Source organism: Streptomyces sp. NPDC048192 (genome assembly GCF_043202415.1).
Classification (GTDB): Bacteria; Actinomycetota; Actinomycetes; order Streptomycetales; family Streptomycetaceae; genus Streptomyces.
On the sequence record NZ_JBIDAL010000001.1, the window covers coordinates 576,989 to 596,452 of the forward strand.

The 19,464-nt window shown below is 72.1% G+C and carries 12 protein-coding genes and 1 pseudogene; 10 read left to right on the forward strand and 3 right to left on the reverse strand.

Annotated elements, in window-relative coordinates:
- Positions 1-14: 14 nt before the first annotated feature.
- Both ACGFZN_RS02530 and ACGFZN_RS02535 read left to right on the forward strand, forming a co-directional pair.
- A complete protein-coding gene (locus ACGFZN_RS02530; RefSeq protein WP_393856597.1) occupies positions 15-1,817 on the forward strand; it encodes a thiamine pyrophosphate-requiring protein in 1,803 nt (600 codons plus the stop codon).
- Positions 1,814-2,878, forward strand: a complete 1,065-nt coding sequence (locus ACGFZN_RS02535; protein WP_393856598.1) for an SDR family oxidoreductase — start codon at positions 1,814-1,816, stop codon at positions 2,876-2,878. The genes ACGFZN_RS02530 and ACGFZN_RS02535 overlap by 4 nt, the downstream gene beginning before the upstream one ends.
- On the opposite strand, the gene ACGFZN_RS02540 is transcribed toward ACGFZN_RS02535, so the two are convergent.
- Positions 2,850-4,631, reverse strand: coding sequence for a glycoside hydrolase family 15 protein (locus tag ACGFZN_RS02540; protein WP_393856599.1), 1,782 nt, complete (start codon positions 4,629-4,631; stop codon positions 2,850-2,852). The two genes, ACGFZN_RS02535 and ACGFZN_RS02540, sit on opposite strands and share 29 nt — an antisense overlap.
- Before the next feature lie 164 nt (positions 4,632-4,795).
- Positions 4,796-5,167 carry a sensory rhodopsin transducer gene (locus ACGFZN_RS02545; RefSeq protein WP_393856600.1) on the reverse strand — a complete coding sequence of 124 codons (372 nt, stop codon included), beginning with the start codon at positions 5,165-5,167 and terminating at the stop codon, positions 4,796-4,798.
- A gap of 266 nt (positions 5,168-5,433) precedes the next feature.
- Between ACGFZN_RS02545 and ACGFZN_RS02550 the strand changes: the two are divergent.
- The 7 genes and pseudogenes from ACGFZN_RS02550 to ACGFZN_RS02580 all read left to right on the forward strand — a co-directional run.
- Positions 5,434-6,222: pseudogene (locus tag ACGFZN_RS02550) on the forward strand (sigma-70 family RNA polymerase sigma factor); the annotation flags it as partial.
- 187 nt (positions 6,223-6,409) lie between these two features.
- Positions 6,410-8,209, forward strand: coding sequence for a thiamine pyrophosphate-requiring protein (locus tag ACGFZN_RS02555; protein WP_393856601.1), 1,800 nt, complete (start codon positions 6,410-6,412; stop codon positions 8,207-8,209).
- Complete coding sequence (locus tag ACGFZN_RS02560) at positions 8,206-9,348, forward strand: enolase C-terminal domain-like protein (protein WP_393856676.1); 1,143 nt, start codon at positions 8,206-8,208, stop codon at positions 9,346-9,348. The genes ACGFZN_RS02555 and ACGFZN_RS02560 overlap by 4 nt, the downstream gene beginning before the upstream one ends.
- 28 nt (positions 9,349-9,376) lie before the next feature.
- Positions 9,377-12,529 (forward strand): FAD-binding and (Fe-S)-binding domain-containing protein, encoded by a 3,153-nt coding sequence (locus ACGFZN_RS02565; protein ID WP_393856602.1) that lies wholly within the window; start codon positions 9,377-9,379, stop codon positions 12,527-12,529.
- Positions 12,530-12,617: 88 nt separating this feature from the next.
- Positions 12,618-13,856, forward strand: coding sequence for an FAD-dependent oxidoreductase (locus ACGFZN_RS02570; RefSeq protein ID WP_393856603.1), 1,239 nt, complete (start codon positions 12,618-12,620; stop codon positions 13,854-13,856).
- An 84-nt stretch (positions 13,857-13,940) separates the two neighbouring features.
- Positions 13,941-14,282, forward strand: a complete 342-nt coding sequence (locus tag ACGFZN_RS02575) for a YciI family protein (protein WP_393856604.1) — start codon at positions 13,941-13,943, stop codon at positions 14,280-14,282.
- A complete protein-coding gene (locus ACGFZN_RS02580) occupies positions 14,269-15,522 on the forward strand; it encodes an RNA polymerase sigma factor (protein WP_393856605.1) in 1,254 nt (417 codons plus the stop codon). Before ACGFZN_RS02575 ends, ACGFZN_RS02580 begins: the two co-directional genes overlap by 14 nt.
- Before the next feature lie 87 nt (positions 15,523-15,609).
- Here the strand turns inward: ACGFZN_RS02580 and yicI are convergent, their stop codons facing one another.
- Positions 15,610-17,880 carry an alpha-xylosidase gene (gene yicI / locus ACGFZN_RS02585; protein WP_393856606.1) on the reverse strand — a complete coding sequence of 757 codons (2,271 nt, stop codon included), beginning with the start codon at positions 17,878-17,880 and terminating at the stop codon, positions 15,610-15,612.
- A 285-nt stretch (positions 17,881-18,165) separates the two neighbouring features.
- Between yicI and ACGFZN_RS02590 the strand changes: the two genes are divergently transcribed.
- Positions 18,166-19,461 carry an ABC transporter substrate-binding protein gene (locus tag ACGFZN_RS02590; protein ID WP_393856607.1) on the forward strand — a complete coding sequence of 432 codons (1,296 nt, stop codon included), beginning with the start codon at positions 18,166-18,168 and terminating at the stop codon, positions 19,459-19,461.
- The last annotated feature ends 3 nt before the right edge of the window (positions 19,462-19,464 follow it).

A 19,464-nucleotide genomic window follows, 5' to 3' on the forward strand; every position in this document is an offset into this window, starting at 1 on the left:
CCGAGGAGAACCCCATGACCCAAGTCGCCGACTTCGTCCTGCAACGCCTCACCGAATGGGGCGTGAAACGGGTGTACGGCTACCCCGGAGACGGCATCAACGGACTCCTCGGCGCCTTCGACCGTGCGCAGGGCGAGCCGGAGTTCATCCAGACGCGGCACGAGGAGATGGCCGCGTTCATGGCGTGCGCGCACGCGAAGTTCACGGGGGAGGCGGGCTGCTGCACGGCGACCTCCGGTCCGGGCGCGGTCCATCTGCTGAACGGGCTGTACGACGCGAAGCTGGACCACCAGCCGGTGGTCGCCGTCGTGGGCCAGCAGAAGCGGCTCTCGCTGGGCGCCCACTACCAGCAGGAGGTGGATCTCGAGCTGCTCTTCGCGGACGTGTCCGAGTTCTGCCAGATGGTGGTGCATCCCGGGCAGGCCCGCCATGTGATCGACCGGGCCTTCAAGACGGCCCTGACCACGCGCGGCGTCGCGACGATCATCATCCCGAACGACGTGCAGGAGGAGGACGCCCAGCCGTCCCCGCCGAAGATGCACGGCTCGGTGTTCTCCAGCGTCGGCTGGAGCCGGCCCCGCGTGCTGCCGGACCCCGACGAGCTGCGCAAGGCCGCCGACGTCCTCAACGAGGGCTCCAAGGTCGCGATGCTCGTCGGCCAGGGAGCGGCCGCGGCCGAGGAGGAGGTCGTCGAGGTCGCCGAGCTGCTGGGGGCCGGGGTCGCGAAGGCGCTGCTGGGCCGGGAGGTGCTGCCGGACGACCTGCCGTTCGTGACCGGGCCGATCGGTCTGCTGGGCAGCAAGGCCAGCGACAACATGATCCAGGGCTGCGACACCCTGCTGATGGTGGGCACGAGCTTTCCCTACGCGGAGTGGCTGCCGGATGAGGGACAGGCCAAGGGCGTCGAGATCGACATCGACGGGCGGATGATCGGCATCCGCTACCCCATGGACGCCCACCTCGTCGGCGACGCCAAGGAGACGCTCCGCGCGCTCATCCCCCTCCTGCACCGCAAGGAGGACCGGAAGTGGCGCGAGCAGATCGAGAAGGACGTCCGGGAATGGGACGACCTGTGCGAGCGCTGGACGGGCCAGCACTTCGAGAACACGATCAACCCGCAGGCCGTCGCCGCCGAGCTGTCCCCGCGTCTGCCCGACGGCTGCATCCTCACCGCGGACTCCGGCTCCGGCACCAACTGGTGGGCGCGGCACCTCAAACTGCGCCAGGGCATGCGGGCGTCGCTGTCGGGGACGCTGGCCACGATGGGGCCGGGGACGCCGTACGCGATCGCCGCGCGGTTCGCCTACCCGGACCGGCCGGTCATCGCGTTCGTCGGTGACGGCGCCTTCCAGATGAACGGCATGAACGAGATGATCACCGTCAAGCGGTACCTGGACCGGCTGTCCGGCCCGGCGCCGTTCGTCTTCTGCGTCTTCAACAACCAGGACCTCAACCAGGTGACCTGGGAGCAGCGCGCCATGGCCGGCGACCCGAAGTACCCGGCCTCCCAGGAGATCCCGGACGTGCCGTACGCGGCCTACGCCCAGCTGCTCGGCCTGAAGGGCATCGTCTGCGACGACCCCGCCAGGGTCGGCTCGGCCTGGGACGAGGCCCTGGCCTGCGACCGGCCGGTGGTGCTGGAGTTCAAGGTCGACAACGAGATCGCACCGATTCCGCCGCACATCATGAAGGCCCAGGGCAAGAAGGCCGCGATGGCGGCGCTGCACGACCCGGAGAAGGCCGGCATCACCGCCAAGGGCGTACGGCAGAAGCTCACCGAGTACGCCGAGCACCTCCCCGGCCGGGGCGAGAAGTGAGTGCGGGAGGGAACGCCGGCGGCCAGGTCGTGGTGGTCACCGGCGCCAGCGCCGGCGTGGGCCGGGCCACGGCCCGTGCGTTCGGCGCGCGCGGCGCCGCGGTGGCGCTGCTGGCCCGCGGCCAGAAGGGCCTCGAGCAGGCCGCGCACGACGTCCGCACGGCCGGCGGACGGGCGCTGCCCCTCGTCGTCGACGTCGCGGACCCGGAGGCCGTGGAAGCGGCCGCGCAGCAGGTGGAGGACCAGCTCGGGCCGATCGACGTCTGGGTGAACGCCGCGTTCGCCACCGTGTTCGCGCCCGTGACGGAGATCCGCCCGGACGAGCTGCGCCGCGCCACCGAGGTGACGTACTTCGGCTTCGTCCACGGCACCCAGGCCGCCCTGCGCCGGATGGTGCCCCGCGACCGGGGCACCATCGTCCAGGTCGGCTCGGCCCTGGCCTACCGCAGCGTGCCGCTGCAGGCGGTGTACTGCGGGGCCAAGGCGGCGATCCGGGGCTTCACCGACGCGCTGCGCTGCGAGCTGCGGCACGACGGCAGCGCCGTACGGGTGACCATGGCGCACCTGCCCGGGGTGAACACACCGCAGTTCAGCTGGGTGCAGACGCGGCTGCCCCGGCATCCGCGGCCGGTGGCCCCGGTCTACCAGCCGGAGGTCGCCGCCGAGGGCATCCTGCACGCCGCCGACCACCCGGAGCGGCGGGAGTACTGGATCGGCGGCTCCACGGTCGCCACCCTGCTGGGGCAGCGCTTCGCGGCCGGCCTGCTGGACCGGTACCTGGCCCGGACCGGCTACGACTCCCAGCAGACGGACCAGCCTTTGGACCCCACGCGGCCCGCCAACCTGTGGAAGCCGGTCGACGACACGCACGGCGCCGACCACGGCCCGCACGGGGTCTTCGACGACGAGGCGCACTCCCGCAGCCTCCAGCTGTGGGCCGTGCGCCACCGGCGTCCCCTCGCGCTCACGGCGGGCGCCCTGGGCGCGGCCGGCACGGCTGTCGTGGCGGCCCTGCGCCCGCGGCCCGGCCGTCTCAGCGCGGCAGCGTCGAGGCGTCGTTGAGCCGGACGGCGCACTCCAGCAGGAGGGCGTGGACGAACGCCTGGGGCAGATTGCCGCGCAGCTGGCGCTGACGTACGTCGTACTCCTCCGCGAACAGCCCGGACGGCCCGCAGGCCGCCCGGGTCCGTTCGAACCAGCGGAGCGCGCCGGTGCGGTCGCCGAGGTGATCGGTGGCCAGCGCCATGCTGAACCCGCAGAAGAGGAAGGCGCCCTCGGCCTCGCCCAACGGGATGCCCGGGTGGGCGAAGCGGTAGAGGTATCCGTCCTCGGCCAGCTGCTCCTCGATGTAACGGCGGGTGACCGCGCTGCTCGGATCGTCGGCGGAAGGACAGCCCCGGGCCAGCGGCATCAGCAGGGCGGCCTCCGGACCGTCGTCGTCGGCTGCCCGGCGCCACCGGCCGTCGGCGCGCAGACACCGGCGCCGCGTCTCGGCGAAGACGGCCTCGGCCAGGGCGGTGCACCGCTTGGCCGGGCGCTCCGGCAGCACCTCGGCGATCCGGCGCAGCCCGCAGACGACGCTCAGCCGGGACTGGGTCCACCAGCGTTCCTCCAGTTCCCACAGCCCGGAGTCGGGCCGCTGCCAGTACCGCTCCACCGCGTCGACCGCCACCGCGACCGCCTGCTCCGCGTCGGAGGAGAGCCGGTCGTGGTGCGCGGCGGCGGCGAACAGCTGGAGCGCCTCACCGAACGCGTCGAGCTGGAACTGCCGCGCCGCGCGGTTCCCGATGCGGTCGTTGCCCCCCGGGTAGCCGCGCAGCGGAAGCCCCCGCTCGCCCGGCACGGGGCCGCCGTCGACGGCGTACACGGGGTGCAGGCCGTCACCGTCGGCGAGCACGCGTTCGGCCGTGAAGCGCACGGCGTCGTCGAGCAGCTCGTGCGGGCCGTGCGCGGCCACCGCGAGACCGGCGTAGCTCTGGTCCCGCAGCCAGGCGAAGCGGTAGTCGTAGCTGCGGCCGGTGTTGGCACGCTCCGGCAGCGAGGTCGTGGCGGCCGCGACCATGCCGCCGGAGGAACTCGTCAGCCCGCGCAGGACGGCGTAGGCGTGGCGCGCGTCGCGCGGTGCGGCCAGGCCGGAGCAGTCGGGCACGGCCCGCCGCCAGGCGTCCTCGGTCCGCGTCCACAGCTCCTCCGGGTCCAGCACCTCGGCGCCGCCCTTCTCCGACAGCTCCAGGACCAGGTCGTGCTGCTCGCCCTTGCGCAGGCGCACCTCACCGCGCAGACCGCGCTCGGGGTTCCACGCCGCCTGGTGCGCCCCGAGGAGCCGCAGCCGCAGACCGCCGGCGTCCGCGGTCCACACCCCGCCCTCCAGCCGGGGGTCGCGCACCCGGCCGGAGCCGAAGCCGGGTCGCGGGTCGAGGCCGAATCGCAGCCGTGCCTCCCCGCGTTCGACGCGCATGCGGCGCAGCAGGACGAGCCGGTCCACCGAGGCCGGCATCGCCAGCGCGTCACGGCACTCGACGACGGAGTCGGCCGTCAGCCAGCGGCTGACCCGGATCAGCGTGCCGTCCTCGTAGTAGCCGCCCCACACGTGCCAGCGGTCCTCCGGTTGCACCCCGAAGTACCCGCAGCCGCCGATCAGCGAGGAGAACACCGCGTCACTGTGCCAGCGGGGGGCGCACAGCCAGACGATCCGTCCCTCGGGGTCCACCACGGCGCCGCGTTCGCCGTCGGCCAGGACCGCGTACTCCCGCAGCACCCATGGCGGACACACGTCGCTCGGCACGCGCACCGGCCTGTCCGCTCCATCACCCATGGCACTGTGGTTTTCCCCGCATCCCCCCGAGGAAACGGCCCGTACGCCGACGGGGGACGGCGCAGTGGTCAGGCGCAGCCACGATCCGCCGCACCGCGCCGGCCGCAGCAGCCCCGGACCGGCGGCCCAGCGGGCGGGCACCGCCGCCATGCGGCGGAGGGTCGTCAGCCCGCGGCGTACGCGATGGTCGACAGCAGGGCGTTGGCGGCCTGCCGGCTGTCGAGACGGGTGTGCTGCACGACCACCGGCACATCGCTGACCAGCACGGACGCATAGTCCGCGCCGACCGGTACGGAGCCGTCGTCGGCGAGTTCGTTGAACCGCTGGTGCAGCGTACGGCGGGCGGGCACGGTGACCTCGTAGGGCCCGGCCGGTTCGCGGTCCGGGAAGAAGAGGGTGATCCGCACATGCGCGTCCTCGTCCCCGGTGTTGAGGATGCACGCCGTCTCATGGCTGGCCATCGACTCCGGCCCGGTGCTCCCGTCCGGGACGAACCCCTCCGGGATCGCCCACACGCGGTGCCCGATGTGTTCCATGCTCCGGCCTCCTCTCGACCCGGTGCCGCGGTGTGCCACTGCGCACCAGACACCGGTACCCATGCCCCTTCGTCCCGAACGCAGGGCTCCCGCAGCGGCAGGACCGCTTGGAACAGCCCCGTACGGCCGGTGCGGGACACCCGGTCGGCCGTACGGCCCGGCGCTCGCCGCGCGGACCGCGCACGACCCGGCGAGCATTGCATAGTGCAATGGAATGTGGATACCCAGCCGGTGTGCACAGGAGCCCGGCCACAGCAGAGGCGCTCATGACCCCCCTCGCCACCCTCCGATCCCCTCGACGGCGCACCTCCGGCGGCGCGCTCTCCTCCGAGCGGATCGACGAACTCGTCGGCCGGATCGGCCGGCTGCCCCCGGGCCCGGACCGGGCGGCCGCCCGGGACACGGCCGTCCGCACCCTGATCCCGCTCGCGCGCCGGCTCGCCGCCAGGTACCGCGCTCTCGGGGCCGAGGAGCACGACGACCTGGTCCAGGTGGCCTGTCTGGGTCTGGTCAGGGCGATCGACGGCTACGACCCCGGCCTGGGGCACGCCTTCCTGTCGTACGCGCTGCCCACGATCACCGGCGAACTGAAGCGGCACCTGCGGGACCGGACGGGCCTCGTCCGGCTGCCCCGGTCCGTGCAGGAAGCCCGGCAACAGGTCGAACGGACACGGCAGGAGCTGGAGCAGCGGTGCGGCGGCCGCGCGCCCTCGCGGGCCGAGATCGCCCGCGCCTGCGGCCTGTCCGAGGACGCCGTGACCGAGGCCGTGCGCTCCCGGGACGCGCTGCGCCCCCGCTCCCTCGACGCACCGCCGGACGCGGCCGGCCACACCGCCCGTCCCGCGCTCGCCGAAACGCTGGGCGAGCAGGACGCCCGGGTCGAAGCCGCCGCCGAACGGGTCGCGGTCATCAGGGCGCTGCGGCAGTTCCCCGACCGGGAGCGCCGCATCCTCGTCCTGCGCTTCTTCCACGACCTGACCCAGCAGCAGATCGCGGCGGCCGTGGGGCTCTCGCAGATGCACGTCTCGCGCCTGCTCACCCGGTGCCTGGCACAGCTGCGGCACACGCTCGCGGACCTCGCCCCGTCCGTCACCGGCACGGACCGGGGGAGTGGCGCCGAACTCCACCGGCGCGCACTTCTTCGGCCAGACGGAGGGACCGGGCCCGGCGGCCGTTTGCGGAACGCGCCCGTGGGTCACCCACTCCCGACGGCAGAGGTGCGCGCCCGAGGGAGAGCATGTCATGACGCTGGTGGCCGACTACGTCCTGCAACGCCTGCGGGAATGGGGGATCAAGCGGGTCTACGGCTATCCCGGGGACGGGATCAACGGACTGCTGGGCGCCTTCGACCGGGCGAAGGGGGATCCGGAGTTCATTCAGACGCGGCACGAGGAGATGGCCGCGTTCATGGCGTGCGCGCACGCGAAGTTCACGGGGGAGGTGGGCTGCTGCACGGCGACCTCCGGTCCGGGCGCGGTCCATCTGCTGAACGGGCTGTACGACGCGAAGCTGGACCACCAGCCGGTGGTCGCCGTCGTCGGCCAGCAGAAGCGGCTCTCGCTCGGCGCCCACTACCAGCAGGAGATCCCGCTGGCCCGGCTGTTCGCCGACGTCTCCGAGTTCTGCCAGATGATCGTGCACCCCGGGCAGGCCCGCCATGTGATCGACCGGGCCTTCAAGACGGCACTGACCAGGCGCGGTATCGCGACGGTCATCATCCCGGACGACATCCAGGAGGAGAAGGCCCAGCCGTCCCCGCCGAAGACGCACGGCTCGGTGTTCTCCAGCGTCGGCTGGAGCCGCCCCCGTCTGCTGCCCGACCCCGACGAGCTGCGCAAGGCCGCCGCCGTCCTCAACGAGGGCTCCAAGGTCGCCATGATCATCGGTCAGGGCGCCGCACACGCCGAGAGCGAGGTCGTGGAGACGGCGGAACTGCTCGGCGCGGGGGTCGCGAAGGCGTTGCTGGGCCGGGAGGTGCTGCCGGACGATCTGCCGTTCGTGACCGGGCCGATCGGTCTGCTGGGCAGCAAGGCCAGCGACAACATGATCCAGAACTGCGACACCCTGCTGATGGTGGGCACGAGCTTTCCCTACGCGGAGTGGCTGCCGGACGAGGGGCAGGCCAAGGGCGTCGAGATCGACATCGACGGGCGGATGATCGGCATTCGCTATCCCATGGACGCCCACCTCGTCGGCGACGCCAAGGAGACCCTGAAGGCTCTGCTGCCGCTGCTGGAACGCAAGCAGGACCGCGGCTGGCGGCAGCAGATCGAGAAGGACGTCCGGGAATGGGACGCGCTCTGCCGGAAGCGGGCCGGCCAGAGCTTCGGCGGCACGATCAACCCGCAGGCGGTGGCGTCCGAGCTGTCGCCCCGGCTGCCGGACGGCTGCATCCTCACCGCGGACTCCGGCTCCGGCACCAACTGGTGGGCCCGGCACCTCAAGCTCCGCAAGGGCATGCAGGCGTCGCTGTCCGGCACCCTGGCGACCATGGGGCCGGGCACGCCGTACGCGATCGCGGCCCGGTTCGCCTATCCGGACCGGCCGGTGATCGCGTTCGTAGGGGACGGCGCCTTCCAGATGAACGGCATGGCCGAGATGATCACGGTCAAGCGGTACCTGGACCGGCTGTCCGGCCCGGCGCCGTTCGTCTTCTGCGTCTTCAACAACCAGGACCTCAACCAGGTCACCTGGGAGCAGCGCGCCATGGCCGGCGACCCGAAGTTCCCCGGCTCGCAGTACATCCCCGACGTCCCCTACGCGAAGTACGCCGAGATGCTGGGCCTGAAGGGCATCTACTGCGACAAGCCGAAGAAGGTCGGCAAGGCGTGGGACGAGGCGCTCGCCTCGGACGTACCGGTCGTCCTGGAGTTCAAGGTGGACCAGGAGATCGCGCCGATCCCGCCGCACATCATGCTGGCGCAGGGCAAGAAGGCCGCCAAGGCCGCCGTACGGGACCCGGAGCGGGCCGGCATCGCGGCCAAGGGAATGCGGCAGAAACTCACCGAGGTCGCCGAGCACCTGCCGGGACGGCACTCGTGAGCGCGGCGGCACCGGACCTGGACGCCGTCCGGATCGACTCCGTCGACGTGCACGCCTTCGAGGTGCCGACCGACGGCCCGGACGGCACGGAGCAGGACGGGACCCTGGACTGGGACTCCACGACCATGGTCCTGGTCCGGGTGCACGCCGGCGGCCGTACCGGGATCGGCTACACGTACGGGGACGTGTCGGTGGCCTCCTTCGTCGAGTCCAAGCTCACCGGTCTGCTGAAGGGACGGTACGTCACCTCGCCGCCGGCCCTCTGGCACCTGATGCAGCGCCAGATCCGCAACGCGGGCCGGCCCGGCGCCGGCGCCATGGCGGTCTCCGCGGTGGACGTCGCGCTGTGGGACCTCAAGGCGCGGCTGCTCGAGCTGCCGATGATCCACCTGCTCCCGGCCTACCACGACCGGGTCCCGGTGTACGGAAGCGGCGGATTCACGAACTATCCGCTCGACCGTCTCACCGACCAGCTCGCCGGATGGGTGGAGCAGGGCATCCCGCGCGTCAAGCTCAAGACCTCCCGGGATCCCGAACGGGACCCGCAGCGCCTCACGGCCGTACGCAAGGCCATCGGGGACGAGCCGGAGGTCTTCACCGACGCCAACGGCGCCCTGGGCCGCAAGCAGGCCCTGTACTGGGCCGGCCGGTTCCACGACGAGTGGGACGTGCGGTGGTTCGAGGAGCCCGTCAGCTCCGCCGACCTCGACGGCCTGCGCATGCTGTGCGAGCGGGGCCCCGAGCGGCTGGAGATCGCGGCGGGTGAGTACGCGTACACCACACGGGACTTCGTCAACCTCGTCGAGGGCCCGGCGGTGGACTGCCTCCAGGCCGACGTCACCCGCTGCGGCGGCATCACCGGCGTCCTGGAAACGGCCGGCCTGGCGGCGGCCCACCATCTGGACCTGTCCGCGCACTGCGCGCCGGCCGTCTCGGCGCACGCGTTCTGCGCCGTGCGCCGGCTGCGGCACCTGGAGTACTTCCACGACCACGTACGGATCGAACGCCTGCTGTTCGACGGCACGTTGTCACCCGACGGCGGCGCGCTGCGCCCCGACCCCGGCCGGCCCGGCCTCGGCCTTGAGGTCAAGTGGCCCGATGCCGAGCGCTACCGCGTGTACGGAACCCGGACCACCTGACCCGGTTCGTGAAGGAGAGTTGACAGCGATGGCGAAGCCCACCCGCCGGACCACCCGCGAGATCCCGGCCAAGTCCCACCCGCAGATCCCCGGAGCGCCACGCGGCCGCGAGACGCTCGACGTCGGCAAGCTGGAGCGGGCGCTGCGCAGGGCCGTCGAGGGCGAAGTACGCTTCGACACCGCCTCGCTGGGGCTGTACGCGCAGGACGCCTCCAACTTCCGGCAGGTGCCGATCGGCGTCGTCGTCCCGCGGACGCTGGACGACGTGGTCGCGGTGCACAGGGTCTGCCACGAGTTCGGCGCCCCCATCCTCAACCGGGGCGGCGGCACCAGCCTGTCCGGGGAGACCGTCAACGAGGCGGTGGTCATCGACCACTCGAAATACCTCACCCGCATCGGGAAGACCGACGTCGGCCGGCGGCTGGTCACCTGCGAACCGGGCGTGATCAACGAGGAGCTGAACCGCCACACGGGCGAGCACGGTCTGATCTTCGGTCCCGACCCCTCCACCCACTCCCGCTGTCTGATCGGCGGCAATATCGGCAACAACTCCTGCGGCATCCACTCGGTGCAGTCCCAGCTGTACGGCCCCGGCCCGCGCACCAGCGACAACGTGCACGCCCTGGAGATCGTCACCTACGACGGCGCCCGTTTCTGGGTCGGCGTGAACGAGGAGGAGCAGCTCGACGAGATCATCGCCGAGGGCGGCCGCAAGGGGGAGATCTACGCGGCCCTGCGGGATCTGCGCGACAAGTACGCCGACGCCATCAGGGCCGGATTCCGGTCGGCCGAGCAGGTGCCGCGCCGCGTCTCCGGCTACAACCTGGACGAGCTGCTGCCCGAGCGCGGCTTCAACGTCGCCCGGGCCCTGGTCGGCACCGAGAGCACCTGCGTCACCACTCTGCAGGCGGTCCTCATGCTGACGCCCGCCCTGCTGCAACGCACCACCGTCGTCGTGGAGTACGACGACCTCGCCGACGCGGCGGAACACTGCGAGGAGATCGTCGAGCGCTTCAAGCCCATCGGTCTGGAGGCCCTGGACGACGAGCTGATCCGCGACCAGCAGCTGCAGAACATGAACGTGGACGACATCCAGGAACTGCCCCGGCCCACCGGCGGCGCCTGGCTGGTGGTGCAGTTCGGCGCGGACGAGGCGAAGGAGTCCGTCGCCCGGGCCCACGCCTTCGCCGACTGGCTGACCGGCGTCAAGGGCTACGACCGGGACCGGATCAGGATCGCCAAGAGCGAGCAGGAAGGCGGCACCAGCGAGCACCTGTGGGCGATCCGGGAGAGCGGCCTCGGCTCGACCGCCTTCCCGCCCGACGGCAAGGACCACTGGCCCGGCTGGGAGGACTCCGCCGTGCCCCCGGACCGGATCGGCGCGTACGTGCGCGGACTGCGCAAGGTGATGGACCGGCACGGCATCACCGGTGCCATGTACGGCCACTTCGGCCAGGGATGCATCCACAGCCGGCTCAGCTTCGACCTGCGCACCGCCGAGGGCATCGCCACCTACCGGGCGTTCCTCGAGGACGCCGCCGACCTGTGCGTGTCCCTGGGCGGCTCGATCTCCGGGGAGCACGGCGACGGACAGCAGCGCGCCGAACTGCTGGAGAAGCAGTTCGGGCCCGAACTCCTCCAGGCCATGCGGGAGTTCAAGGCGATCTGGGACCCGAAGTGGAAGATGAACCCGGGCAAGGTCGTCGACCCCTACCGCCTGGACGAGAACCTCAAGCTCGGCACCGACTACAACCCGCCCCGCCAGCCCCTGAAGTTCGCCTACGAGGAGGACGGCGGCGACTTCGCCCACGCCACCCTGCGCTGCGTCGGCATCGGCAAGTGCCGGGTGCCGCGGGCCGAGACGACGATGTGCCCCAGCTACCAGGTCACCCGCGAGGAGAAGCACACCACCCGCGGCCGGGCCCACCTGCTCTACGAGATGCTGAAGGGCGACGTGATCACCGACGGCTGGCAGTCCCAGGAGGTGTACGACGCCCTCGACCTGTGCCTGGCCTGCAAGGGCTGCACCAACGACTGCCCCGTCAACGTCGACATGCCCACCTACAAGGCGGAGTTCCTCTACCACCACTTCAAGTCACCGAAGCGCAGGCGCCCCCGGTACGCCTACGCCTTCGGCTTCATCGACCAGGCGGCGAGGATCGCCTCCCGCTTCCCCGAACTCGCCAACCTCGCCACCCACACCCCCGGACTCGCCCGGCTGGCCAAGCTGGCGGCGGGCATCGACCGGCGCCGCCCGCTGCCCCGCTTCGCGCCCATGACCCTCCAGGAGTGGTTCGCCCGCCGCGGCGGCACCGCCAACCCCGCCGGCCGCCCGGTCGTGCTCTTCCCCGACACCTTCAACAACCACTTCCACACGAACGTCGGAGTGGCCTGCGTGGAGGCCATCGAGGCCGCCGGCTGGCAGGTGATCATGCCGGAGGGGCACATCTGCTGCGGCCGGCCACTGTACGACTACGGCTTCCTCGACGCCGCCGAGCGCTACCTGCACCGCGTCCTGGACACCCTCCGCCCGCACCTGCGCGCCGACACGCCCGTCGTCGGCATGGAACCGAGCTGCCTGGCGGTGTTCAAGGACGAGCTGCCCAAGCTGCTCCCGCACGACGACGACGCGGCCCGGCTGACGAAGAACGCCTACCACTTCCCGGAGTTCTTCCAGACCTTCGGCATCGAACCGCCGAAGCTCGACGGCGAGGCCCTCCTCTGGGGCCACTGCCACCACCGCGCCACCGGCGGCATGAGCCCGGAGCAGGACGTGCTGGAGAAGATGGGCCTGCGGGTGCAGAACCTCCAGGGCGGCTGCTGCGGCCTGGCCGGCTCCTGGGGCTTCGAGTCCGGCAAGTACGGGATCTCGATGGACTGCGGCGAACAGGCGCTGCTGCCCGCCGTCCGCGACGCCGACGAGGACTGCCTGGTGGTGGCCGACGGCTTCTCCTGCAAGACCCAGATCAAGGACGCCGGCACCGGACGGCACGCCCTGCACCTCGCCGAGGTGATGAAGCTGGCCCGCGACAAGGGCAGGCACGCGGTGGCCGGCCGCCCGGAACGCGCCGCCGCCCCGCTGCCGAAGCCTCCCCTGACCACCCGGGCACTGAGGGTCTCGGCGGCCGTCGCTCTGGGCGCGGTGCTCACCGCGGCCGGAGCACGGATCGTACGCCGGTGAACGGCTCTCCCGGGCCGCGGCCGGACCCGCGTGGGGATAGGATATTCATCGACCGATGAATTGACGTTCTCCCGAAGGGCGGGACGCGATGGAACGGACCACCTGCTGCGTGGTCGGCGGCGGCCCCGCGGGCATGGTGCTCGCCCTGCTGCTGGCCCGGGCCGGCGTCCCGGTGACGGTGCTGGAGAAGCACGGCGACTTCCTGCGCGACTTCCGAGGCGACACGGTCCACCCGTCCACCCTGGCGCTGCTGGACGATCTCGGCCTGGCCGAGCGCTTCGCCCGGCTGCCCCAACGCCGGCTGCGCACCGTCCAGTTGCCGGTCGGGGCCGACGGCTCGACCGTCACGGTCGGCGACCTCACCGTCCTGCGCGGCCCGTACGACTACGTGGCGATGGTGCCCCAGTGGGACCTGCTGGATCTGCTCGCCGACGAGGCCCGCCGTGAGCCGTGCTTCGACCTGCGGATGAACACGGAGGCGACCGGCTTCCTCGTCGAGTCCGGCCGCGTCACGGGCGTGCGCTACCGCACCGCCGACGGCCGCACCGGCGAGCTGCGCGCCCTGCTGACCGTCGCCTGCGACGGCCGCGGCTCACTCGCCCGCGCCCGCCCGGAACTGGGTCTGCGCCGCTTCGCCTGCCCGATGGACGCCTGGTGGTTCCGGCTGCCCCGCCGCGAGAGCGACCCCCAGGGGCTGTACGGCGGCGTCGGCGACGGCTTCCTGACCGCCATGATCGACCGTGGCGACTACTGGCAGTGCGCCGGGCTCATCCCCAAGGGCACCGACAGCCGACGGCGCGCCGCAGGCCTCGACCGCTTCCTGGCCGACTTCGCGGCGGCGGTGCCCTGGATCGCCGACCGCACCCACGCCGTGCGCTCGTGGGACGAAGTCAAGCTCCTCGACGTACGCCTGGAGCGGCTGCGCCGCTGGTACCGCCCCGGGCTGCTGTGCATCGGCGACGCCGCGCACGCCATGTCCCCGGTCTTCGGCATCGGTATCAACCTCGCGGTCCAGGACGCCGTGGCCGCCGCCCGCTACCTCGCCGGGCCACTGCGCCAGGGGCGGGTGCGCCCGCGCGACCTGCGCCGTCTGCAGCGCCGCCGCCGTCCCACCACGGTCGCCACCCAGACCCTCCAGCGGATGGCCCACGCCCGCTTCATCGCACCCGTCCTGCAGGGCCGGCCGGCGCTCGGCAGTCCGGACCGGGCCCGGCGCCTGGCGCGCCTGGTCGCCGGATCGCCGTTGCGCCGGCTGCCCGCGTACTTCATCGCCTACGGCGCACTGCGCGAACGCGCACCCGAGGCCGCGGTACGCCGGGCGCCGTGACACATCGGGGCCGCGGTGCTGTCCTGTCGGTGCCGGCTTGTTCGTCGTGTAGGTGTGACAGGCACGACGACCGAGGAGGACACGATGAAGTACGTACTGCTGCTGACCCGGGGCGCCTGGCAGGAGGAGGGCTCCGACCAGGAGCGCGGCGAGGTCTACGGCCGGATCATGGAGTGGTTCACGAAGCACCGCGCCGACGCGACGATCGTCGAGGCCCAGCAGCTGCGCGAACCCGAGACCGCGACCACCGTCGTCGTCGAGGAGGGCCGCTCCACCATGATCGACCGTCCGCTGCTGGAGGCCAAGGAGGCGATCGGCGGCTACGCGGTGGTGGAGGTGCCGGACCTGGACGCGGCGCTGGAGCTGGCGGCGAGCTTCCCGGTGCCCGACGGCAAGGTGGAGGTGCGTCCGCTTGTCGAACGCTGACCCGGCCGGCGACCGGGACACCCGGTCGCTGATCGAGCGGGTCTTCCGCGAGGAGGCGGGCCGGCTGACCGCCAGCCTGGTCCGCCTCCTGGGCGACTTCGACCTGGCCGAGGAGATGGTCGGCGAGGCCGTCGTGGAGGCGCTGCGCCACTGGCCGAGCACGGGGCCGCCCCGGCGGCCCGGAGCCTGGCTGCTGACGTGCGCCCGCAACAAGGCCCTGGACCGCATCCGGCGCGAGGCCCGCTTCCACGACCGGCTCCCGCAGCTCGCGGCCCGCATCGAGGCCCTGCCCGACTCGGCCGAGCGCGAGCCCGACGACCGGCTGCGGCTCATCTTCACCTGCTGCCATCCGTCCCTCGATCCCGACGCCCAGGTCGCCCTGACGCTGCGCGCCGTGGCCGGCCTGACCACCGCCGAGATCGCGCGGGCGTTCCTGGTGCCCGAGGCCACCCTCGCCAAGCGGATCACCCGGGCCAAGCACAAGATCGCGACCGCCGGGATCCCCTACCGGGCGCCCGAGCCGGAGGAGCGCCCGGCACGGCTGCCCCAGGTCATGCGGGTGGTGTACCTCGTCTTCAACGAGGGCTGCTTCACCACCGGAGGAGACGTCGGCGTACGGCGCGAACTCGTCGACGACGCCGAATGGCTCGCCGCGCTCCTGGCCGGCGCACTGCCCGAGGAGCCGGAACCGCTCGGCCTGCTCGCCCTGATCCGGCTGCACGCGGCCCGCTGGCCCGCCCGCCTGGACGCGGACGGGCGGCTGATCCCGCTCGCCGAGCAGGACCGCACCCGCTGGGACCGCCGGCGCATCCGCAGCGCCACCGCGCTGATCGAGCGGGCGGCCGGCTTCGGCCGGCCGGGGCCGTACCAGATCGAGGCCGCGATCGCCGCCGTGCACTGCGAGGCGCCCGCCTGGAAGGACACCGACTGGCCCCAACTGCTGCGCCTGTACGACATGTTGCTCGCCGTCGACCCCTCGCCCGTGGTGCGCCTGAACCGTGCCGTCGTGCTCAGCCACACCGACGGTCCGGCCACCGCCCTCGCCCACGTCGACGCCCTCGCGGACCGGTTGGGCCGCTACCACCTGTTCCACGCCACGCGCGCCGCACTGCTGCGCGATCTCGGCCGCGACGAGGAGGCCGCCGAGGCCGACCGGCAGGCCCTGGACCTCACCGCGAACCCCGCCGAACGCTCCCTGCTCACCGCGCGGCTGAGGCCGACGGCGCAGCGCCGCCAGTGATATTGCCACGGCACCGGGCAGCAGCGGCTGCGGGGCGGCCACCGCAAGGCGGCCGCCCCCGTCGCGGCGCTCGTGCCGGCCGCGCCGTCACCCCAGCGGCACCGTCACCTCGCCCGTCCCCTCCGCGCTCGCGCCGTTGTGGACCCGCACGGTGAAGGGCCGGTCGGTGCCCTCCGCGGTGACGCGCAGGACGCCGCCCTCGCCGCGGACGTGGAACACGGCGGCCGGCGCGCCCGCGGGGTCGGGCACGGTGACCCGGGCGGTGTGGCCGGCCGCCGCCGTCGGGTGGACGAGCAGCGTCGGACGGTCCAGCCAGTCGCCGTCGGGCCGGCTGTCGTCCGAGGCCAGCGGGAGCACGGCGCCCTCGCGCACGTACAGCGGCAGGCTGTCGTAGCCGTGCCGTTCGATGCGCCACGCCGGGCCGGTGACCTGCTCGCCGGAGAGGAGATGGGTCCAGACGCCCTCCGGGAGGTACACCTCCACCTCGCCGTCCTCGCTGAACACCGGCGCCACCAGCAGGTCGGGGCCGAGCATGTACTGGCGGTCGAGCGTGCGGCAGGCCGGGTCGTGCGGGAACTCCAGGACCATGGGGCGCATCAGCGGGACGCCGGTGCGGTGGGCCTCGACGGCGGCGCCGTACAGGTACGGCATGAGGCGGTGCTTGAGCCGGGCGAAGCGCCGGGCCACGGCGACGGCCTCGTCGCCGAACTCCCACGGCACCCGGTAGGACGACGAACCGTGCAGCCGGCTGTGCGAGGACAGCAGGCCGAAGGCCAGCCAGCGCTTGAAGACCGACGGTTCCGGCGTCCCCTCGAACCCTCCGATGTCATGGCTCCAGAAACCGAAGCCGCTCAGGGACAGGGACAGGCCGCCCCTGAGCGACTCGGCCATGGCCTCGAACGACGACCAGCAGTCGCCGCCCCAGTGCACGGGGTACTGCTGGCCGCCCGCGGTCGCCGAGCGGGCGAAGAGCACGGCCTCGCCCTGACCCCGCTCCTTTTCGAGGAGTTCGAAGACGGTCTGGTTGTACAGGTGTGTGTAGTAGTTGTGCATCCGCTCCGGGTCGGAGCCGTCGTGCCAGACCACGTCGGTGGGGACGCGCTCGCCGAAGTCGGTCTTGAAGCAGTCCACGCCCTGGTCCAGCAGCGGCTTCAGCTTGGACTGGAACCAGGCGCGGGCGTCCGGGCTGGTGAAGTCGACCAGTCCCATGCCGGCCTGCCACAGGTCCCACTGCCACACGTCGCCGTTCGGCCGGCGCACGAGGTGACCGAGCGCCGCGGCCTCCTCGAACAGCGGGGACTTCTGCGCGATGTACGGGTTGATCCAGGCGCTGACGCGCAGGCCCTTGGCCTTCAGCCGGGCGAGCATGCCCTCGGGGTCGGGGAAGACCTCGGGGTCCCACGTGAAGTCGCACCACTGGTACTCGCGCATCCAGAAGCAGTCGAAGTGGAAGACGGACAGCGGGATGCCCCGCTCGGCCATGCCGTCGACGAACGACATCACCGTCGCCTCGTCGTAGTCCGTGGTGAAGGACGTGGTCAGCCACAGCCCGAAGGACCAGGCGGGCGGGAGCGCCGGGCGGCCGGTGAGGGCGGTGTAGCGGGTGAGGACGTCCTTCGGGGTGGGTCCGGCGACGACGTAGTACTCCAGCGTCTGGTCCTCGACGCTGAACTGGACCTGCCCGACCGACTCGGAGCCGACCTCGAAGGAGACCTTGCCGGGGTGGTTGACGAAGACGCCGTAGCCGCGTGAGGACAGGTAGAACGGGACGTTCTTGTAGGCCTGTTCGCTGCTGGTGCCGCCGTCCGCCTGCCAGATGTCCACCACCTGGCCGTTCTTGACGAACGGCGTGAAGCGCTCGCCCAGTCCGTAGATCTGCTCGCCGACGCCCAGCGCGAGCTGGGCGAGCACGTGGTGCGCGCCCTCGTCGGTCGTGGCGAACGCGGTGCCCTTGCGGCCCGCGCGGGTCAGCTCCCGGCCGTCCGCGCCGTGGAAGGTCAGCGACCAGGGCGCGGCCCGGTCCAGGCGCAGCGTGAGCGGGCCGCTGACCAGCTCGGTTACGGTGCCGTGCCGGCGGACCCCGCCCGCACCGCCGGGTTCGGCCGCGAGCGCGAAGTCGGGTCCCGGGTGCCGCTTGCCGGCGTGATGGGTGATGCGGACACCGATGACCCCGTCGGCGGGCGAGAAGCAGTCGACGGTGATCAGCGGCGCGTTCAGGGTGTCCCCTCTGCGTGTCACCTTCTGCACGGCCGCAAAGCCGGTGAAGCGCTTCGACTGAACGCGCACGTCGCGCACCTCGGTGGCGTAGGCCACCTGGACGCCGTCGCGGATGCGCCAGAACCCGTTGGTGAACTTCATGGTCTTCCTCAAGGGAGCGGGGGTGGTCGGCGATGGCTGGGAAGAGACTGTCGCCCGGCGACTTGATCGTACACAGCACACGGGGTGCCACTTCCTTGTTCATCGCGCGTAGATGGGCTGTGACCTGCGACTACTTGGATATGGCCACGGGGTGGGGTCTCGGAGCGTAGGGAAACGGACACGCGTACGGGGCTAGCGCGGCATCCGGGATTGACGTATTAGTCATCACGGCAAACATATTCTCGGGGCGAGGGCGCCGGGAGTGACGACAGCAAGGGCCGCCACATGTTGAAGCGCTTCAACACCACTCCTGAGGAGAGGTTCCCTCTCGGACTTCGTACCGTCGGCCGCAGCACCCGCGGGCGCCCCGGCAGGGCCGTGGCGCCGCTCGCCGTCGTCTCCGTGCTGGTGGCCGGGGCGGGCCTGACCGGATGCGGTCAGCAGCGTGACAGCCACGTGTTCACCGTGCTGAACTCCTCGACCGACGAGACCTACCACCGCTGGGACGCCGAGGCGATGGCCCGCTGCGGCAAGCGGCTCGGCATCACCATCGAGCAGCAGAGCGTTCCCGCCGCACAGGTGATGACGAAGGCGCTGCGCATGGCGTCGTCGAAGTCGCTGCCGGACATCGTGCAGTTCGACGCCTCGGAGATGCCGACGTTCGCCGACGCCGGCGGGCTGATCGACCTCAGGACTCTCGGGCTGAGCACCCGGGACATCCCCCAGGGCATCGTCGGCTTCGGCTCGTACAAGGGGACGTACTACGGCGCGGCCCGCTCGGTGAACACCCTCGCGCTGTTCTACAACAAGGACATCCTCGCCGAGGCCGGCCTGAAGGTCCCCGGCACCTGGGACGAACTGCGCCGCACCGCCAAGCAGTTGACCCACGGCAAGCAGTACGGCCTGGCCCTGAGCGCGGGCGGCGCCGAGGACGGCGTCTTCCAGTTCACGCCGTTCATGTGGTCCAACGGCGGGGACGAGAGACGGCTCGACGCACCGCGCGTCGTCGAGGCCCTGGACTTCTGGAAGAGCCTGCTGAAGGACGGCTCGCTGTCGAAGTCGACGGTCAGCTGGACCCAGGCCGACGTCAACGACCAGTTCATGGCGGGCAACGCCGCCATGATGATCAACGGGCCCTGGCAGGTCGAGACGCTGAACACGAAGAAGTCCCTGCACTGGGGCATCGCCCGGATCCCGGTGCCGAAGGCCGGGGGCAGGTCCGTGGGGCCGCTCGGCGGCGCCGTGCTCACCGTGCCGAACACCGGGGACCGCACGCGGGAGCGGATGGCCGGGCGGATCGTCGGCTGCCTGTCGAGCGAGAAGGAGCAGCTGACCTACGCGCTCAACAGCTGGATGGTCCCCGCCAACGAGAAGGCCGCGGCGGTGTGGCGCAAGCGGGTGCCCCAACTGGACGCGCTCGCCGACCAGGTGGCCGCGGCCCGCTCCCGTACGGCCGAACTCGGCGCCGGCTGGACGAGCGTGTCGCTCGCGCTGCAGAGCGCCTTCCAGTCGGCCCTGACCGGCGAGTCGAGCAAGGCCGCCCTGACGCGCGCCCAGCAGCGGGCCACGAGCGGGAACTGAGGT

Coding starts and splice junctions, on each gene's coding strand:
- ACGFZN_RS02575 (WP_393856604.1), top strand. CDS start 13,941: ATGAAGTACGTACTGCTGCTGACCCGGGGCGCCTGGCAGGAGGAGGGC.
- yicI (WP_393856606.1), bottom strand. CDS start 17,880: ATGAAGTTCACCAACGGGTTCTGGCGCATCCGCGACGGCGTCCAGGTG.
- ACGFZN_RS02590 (WP_393856607.1), top strand. CDS start 18,166: ATGTTGAAGCGCTTCAACACCACTCCTGAGGAGAGGTTCCCTCTCGGA.
- ACGFZN_RS02565 (WP_393856602.1), top strand. CDS start 9,377: ATGGCGAAGCCCACCCGCCGGACCACCCGCGAGATCCCGGCCAAGTCC.
- ACGFZN_RS02530 (WP_393856597.1), top strand. CDS start 15: ATGACCCAAGTCGCCGACTTCGTCCTGCAACGCCTCACCGAATGGGGC.
- ACGFZN_RS02545 (WP_393856600.1), bottom strand. CDS start 5,167: ATGGAACACATCGGGCACCGCGTGTGGGCGATCCCGGAGGGGTTCGTC.
- ACGFZN_RS02540 (WP_393856599.1), bottom strand. CDS start 4,631: ATGGGTGATGGAGCGGACAGGCCGGTGCGCGTGCCGAGCGACGTGTGT.
- ACGFZN_RS02555 (WP_393856601.1), top strand. CDS start 6,410: ATGACGCTGGTGGCCGACTACGTCCTGCAACGCCTGCGGGAATGGGGG.
- ACGFZN_RS02570 (WP_393856603.1), top strand. CDS start 12,618: ATGGAACGGACCACCTGCTGCGTGGTCGGCGGCGGCCCCGCGGGCATG.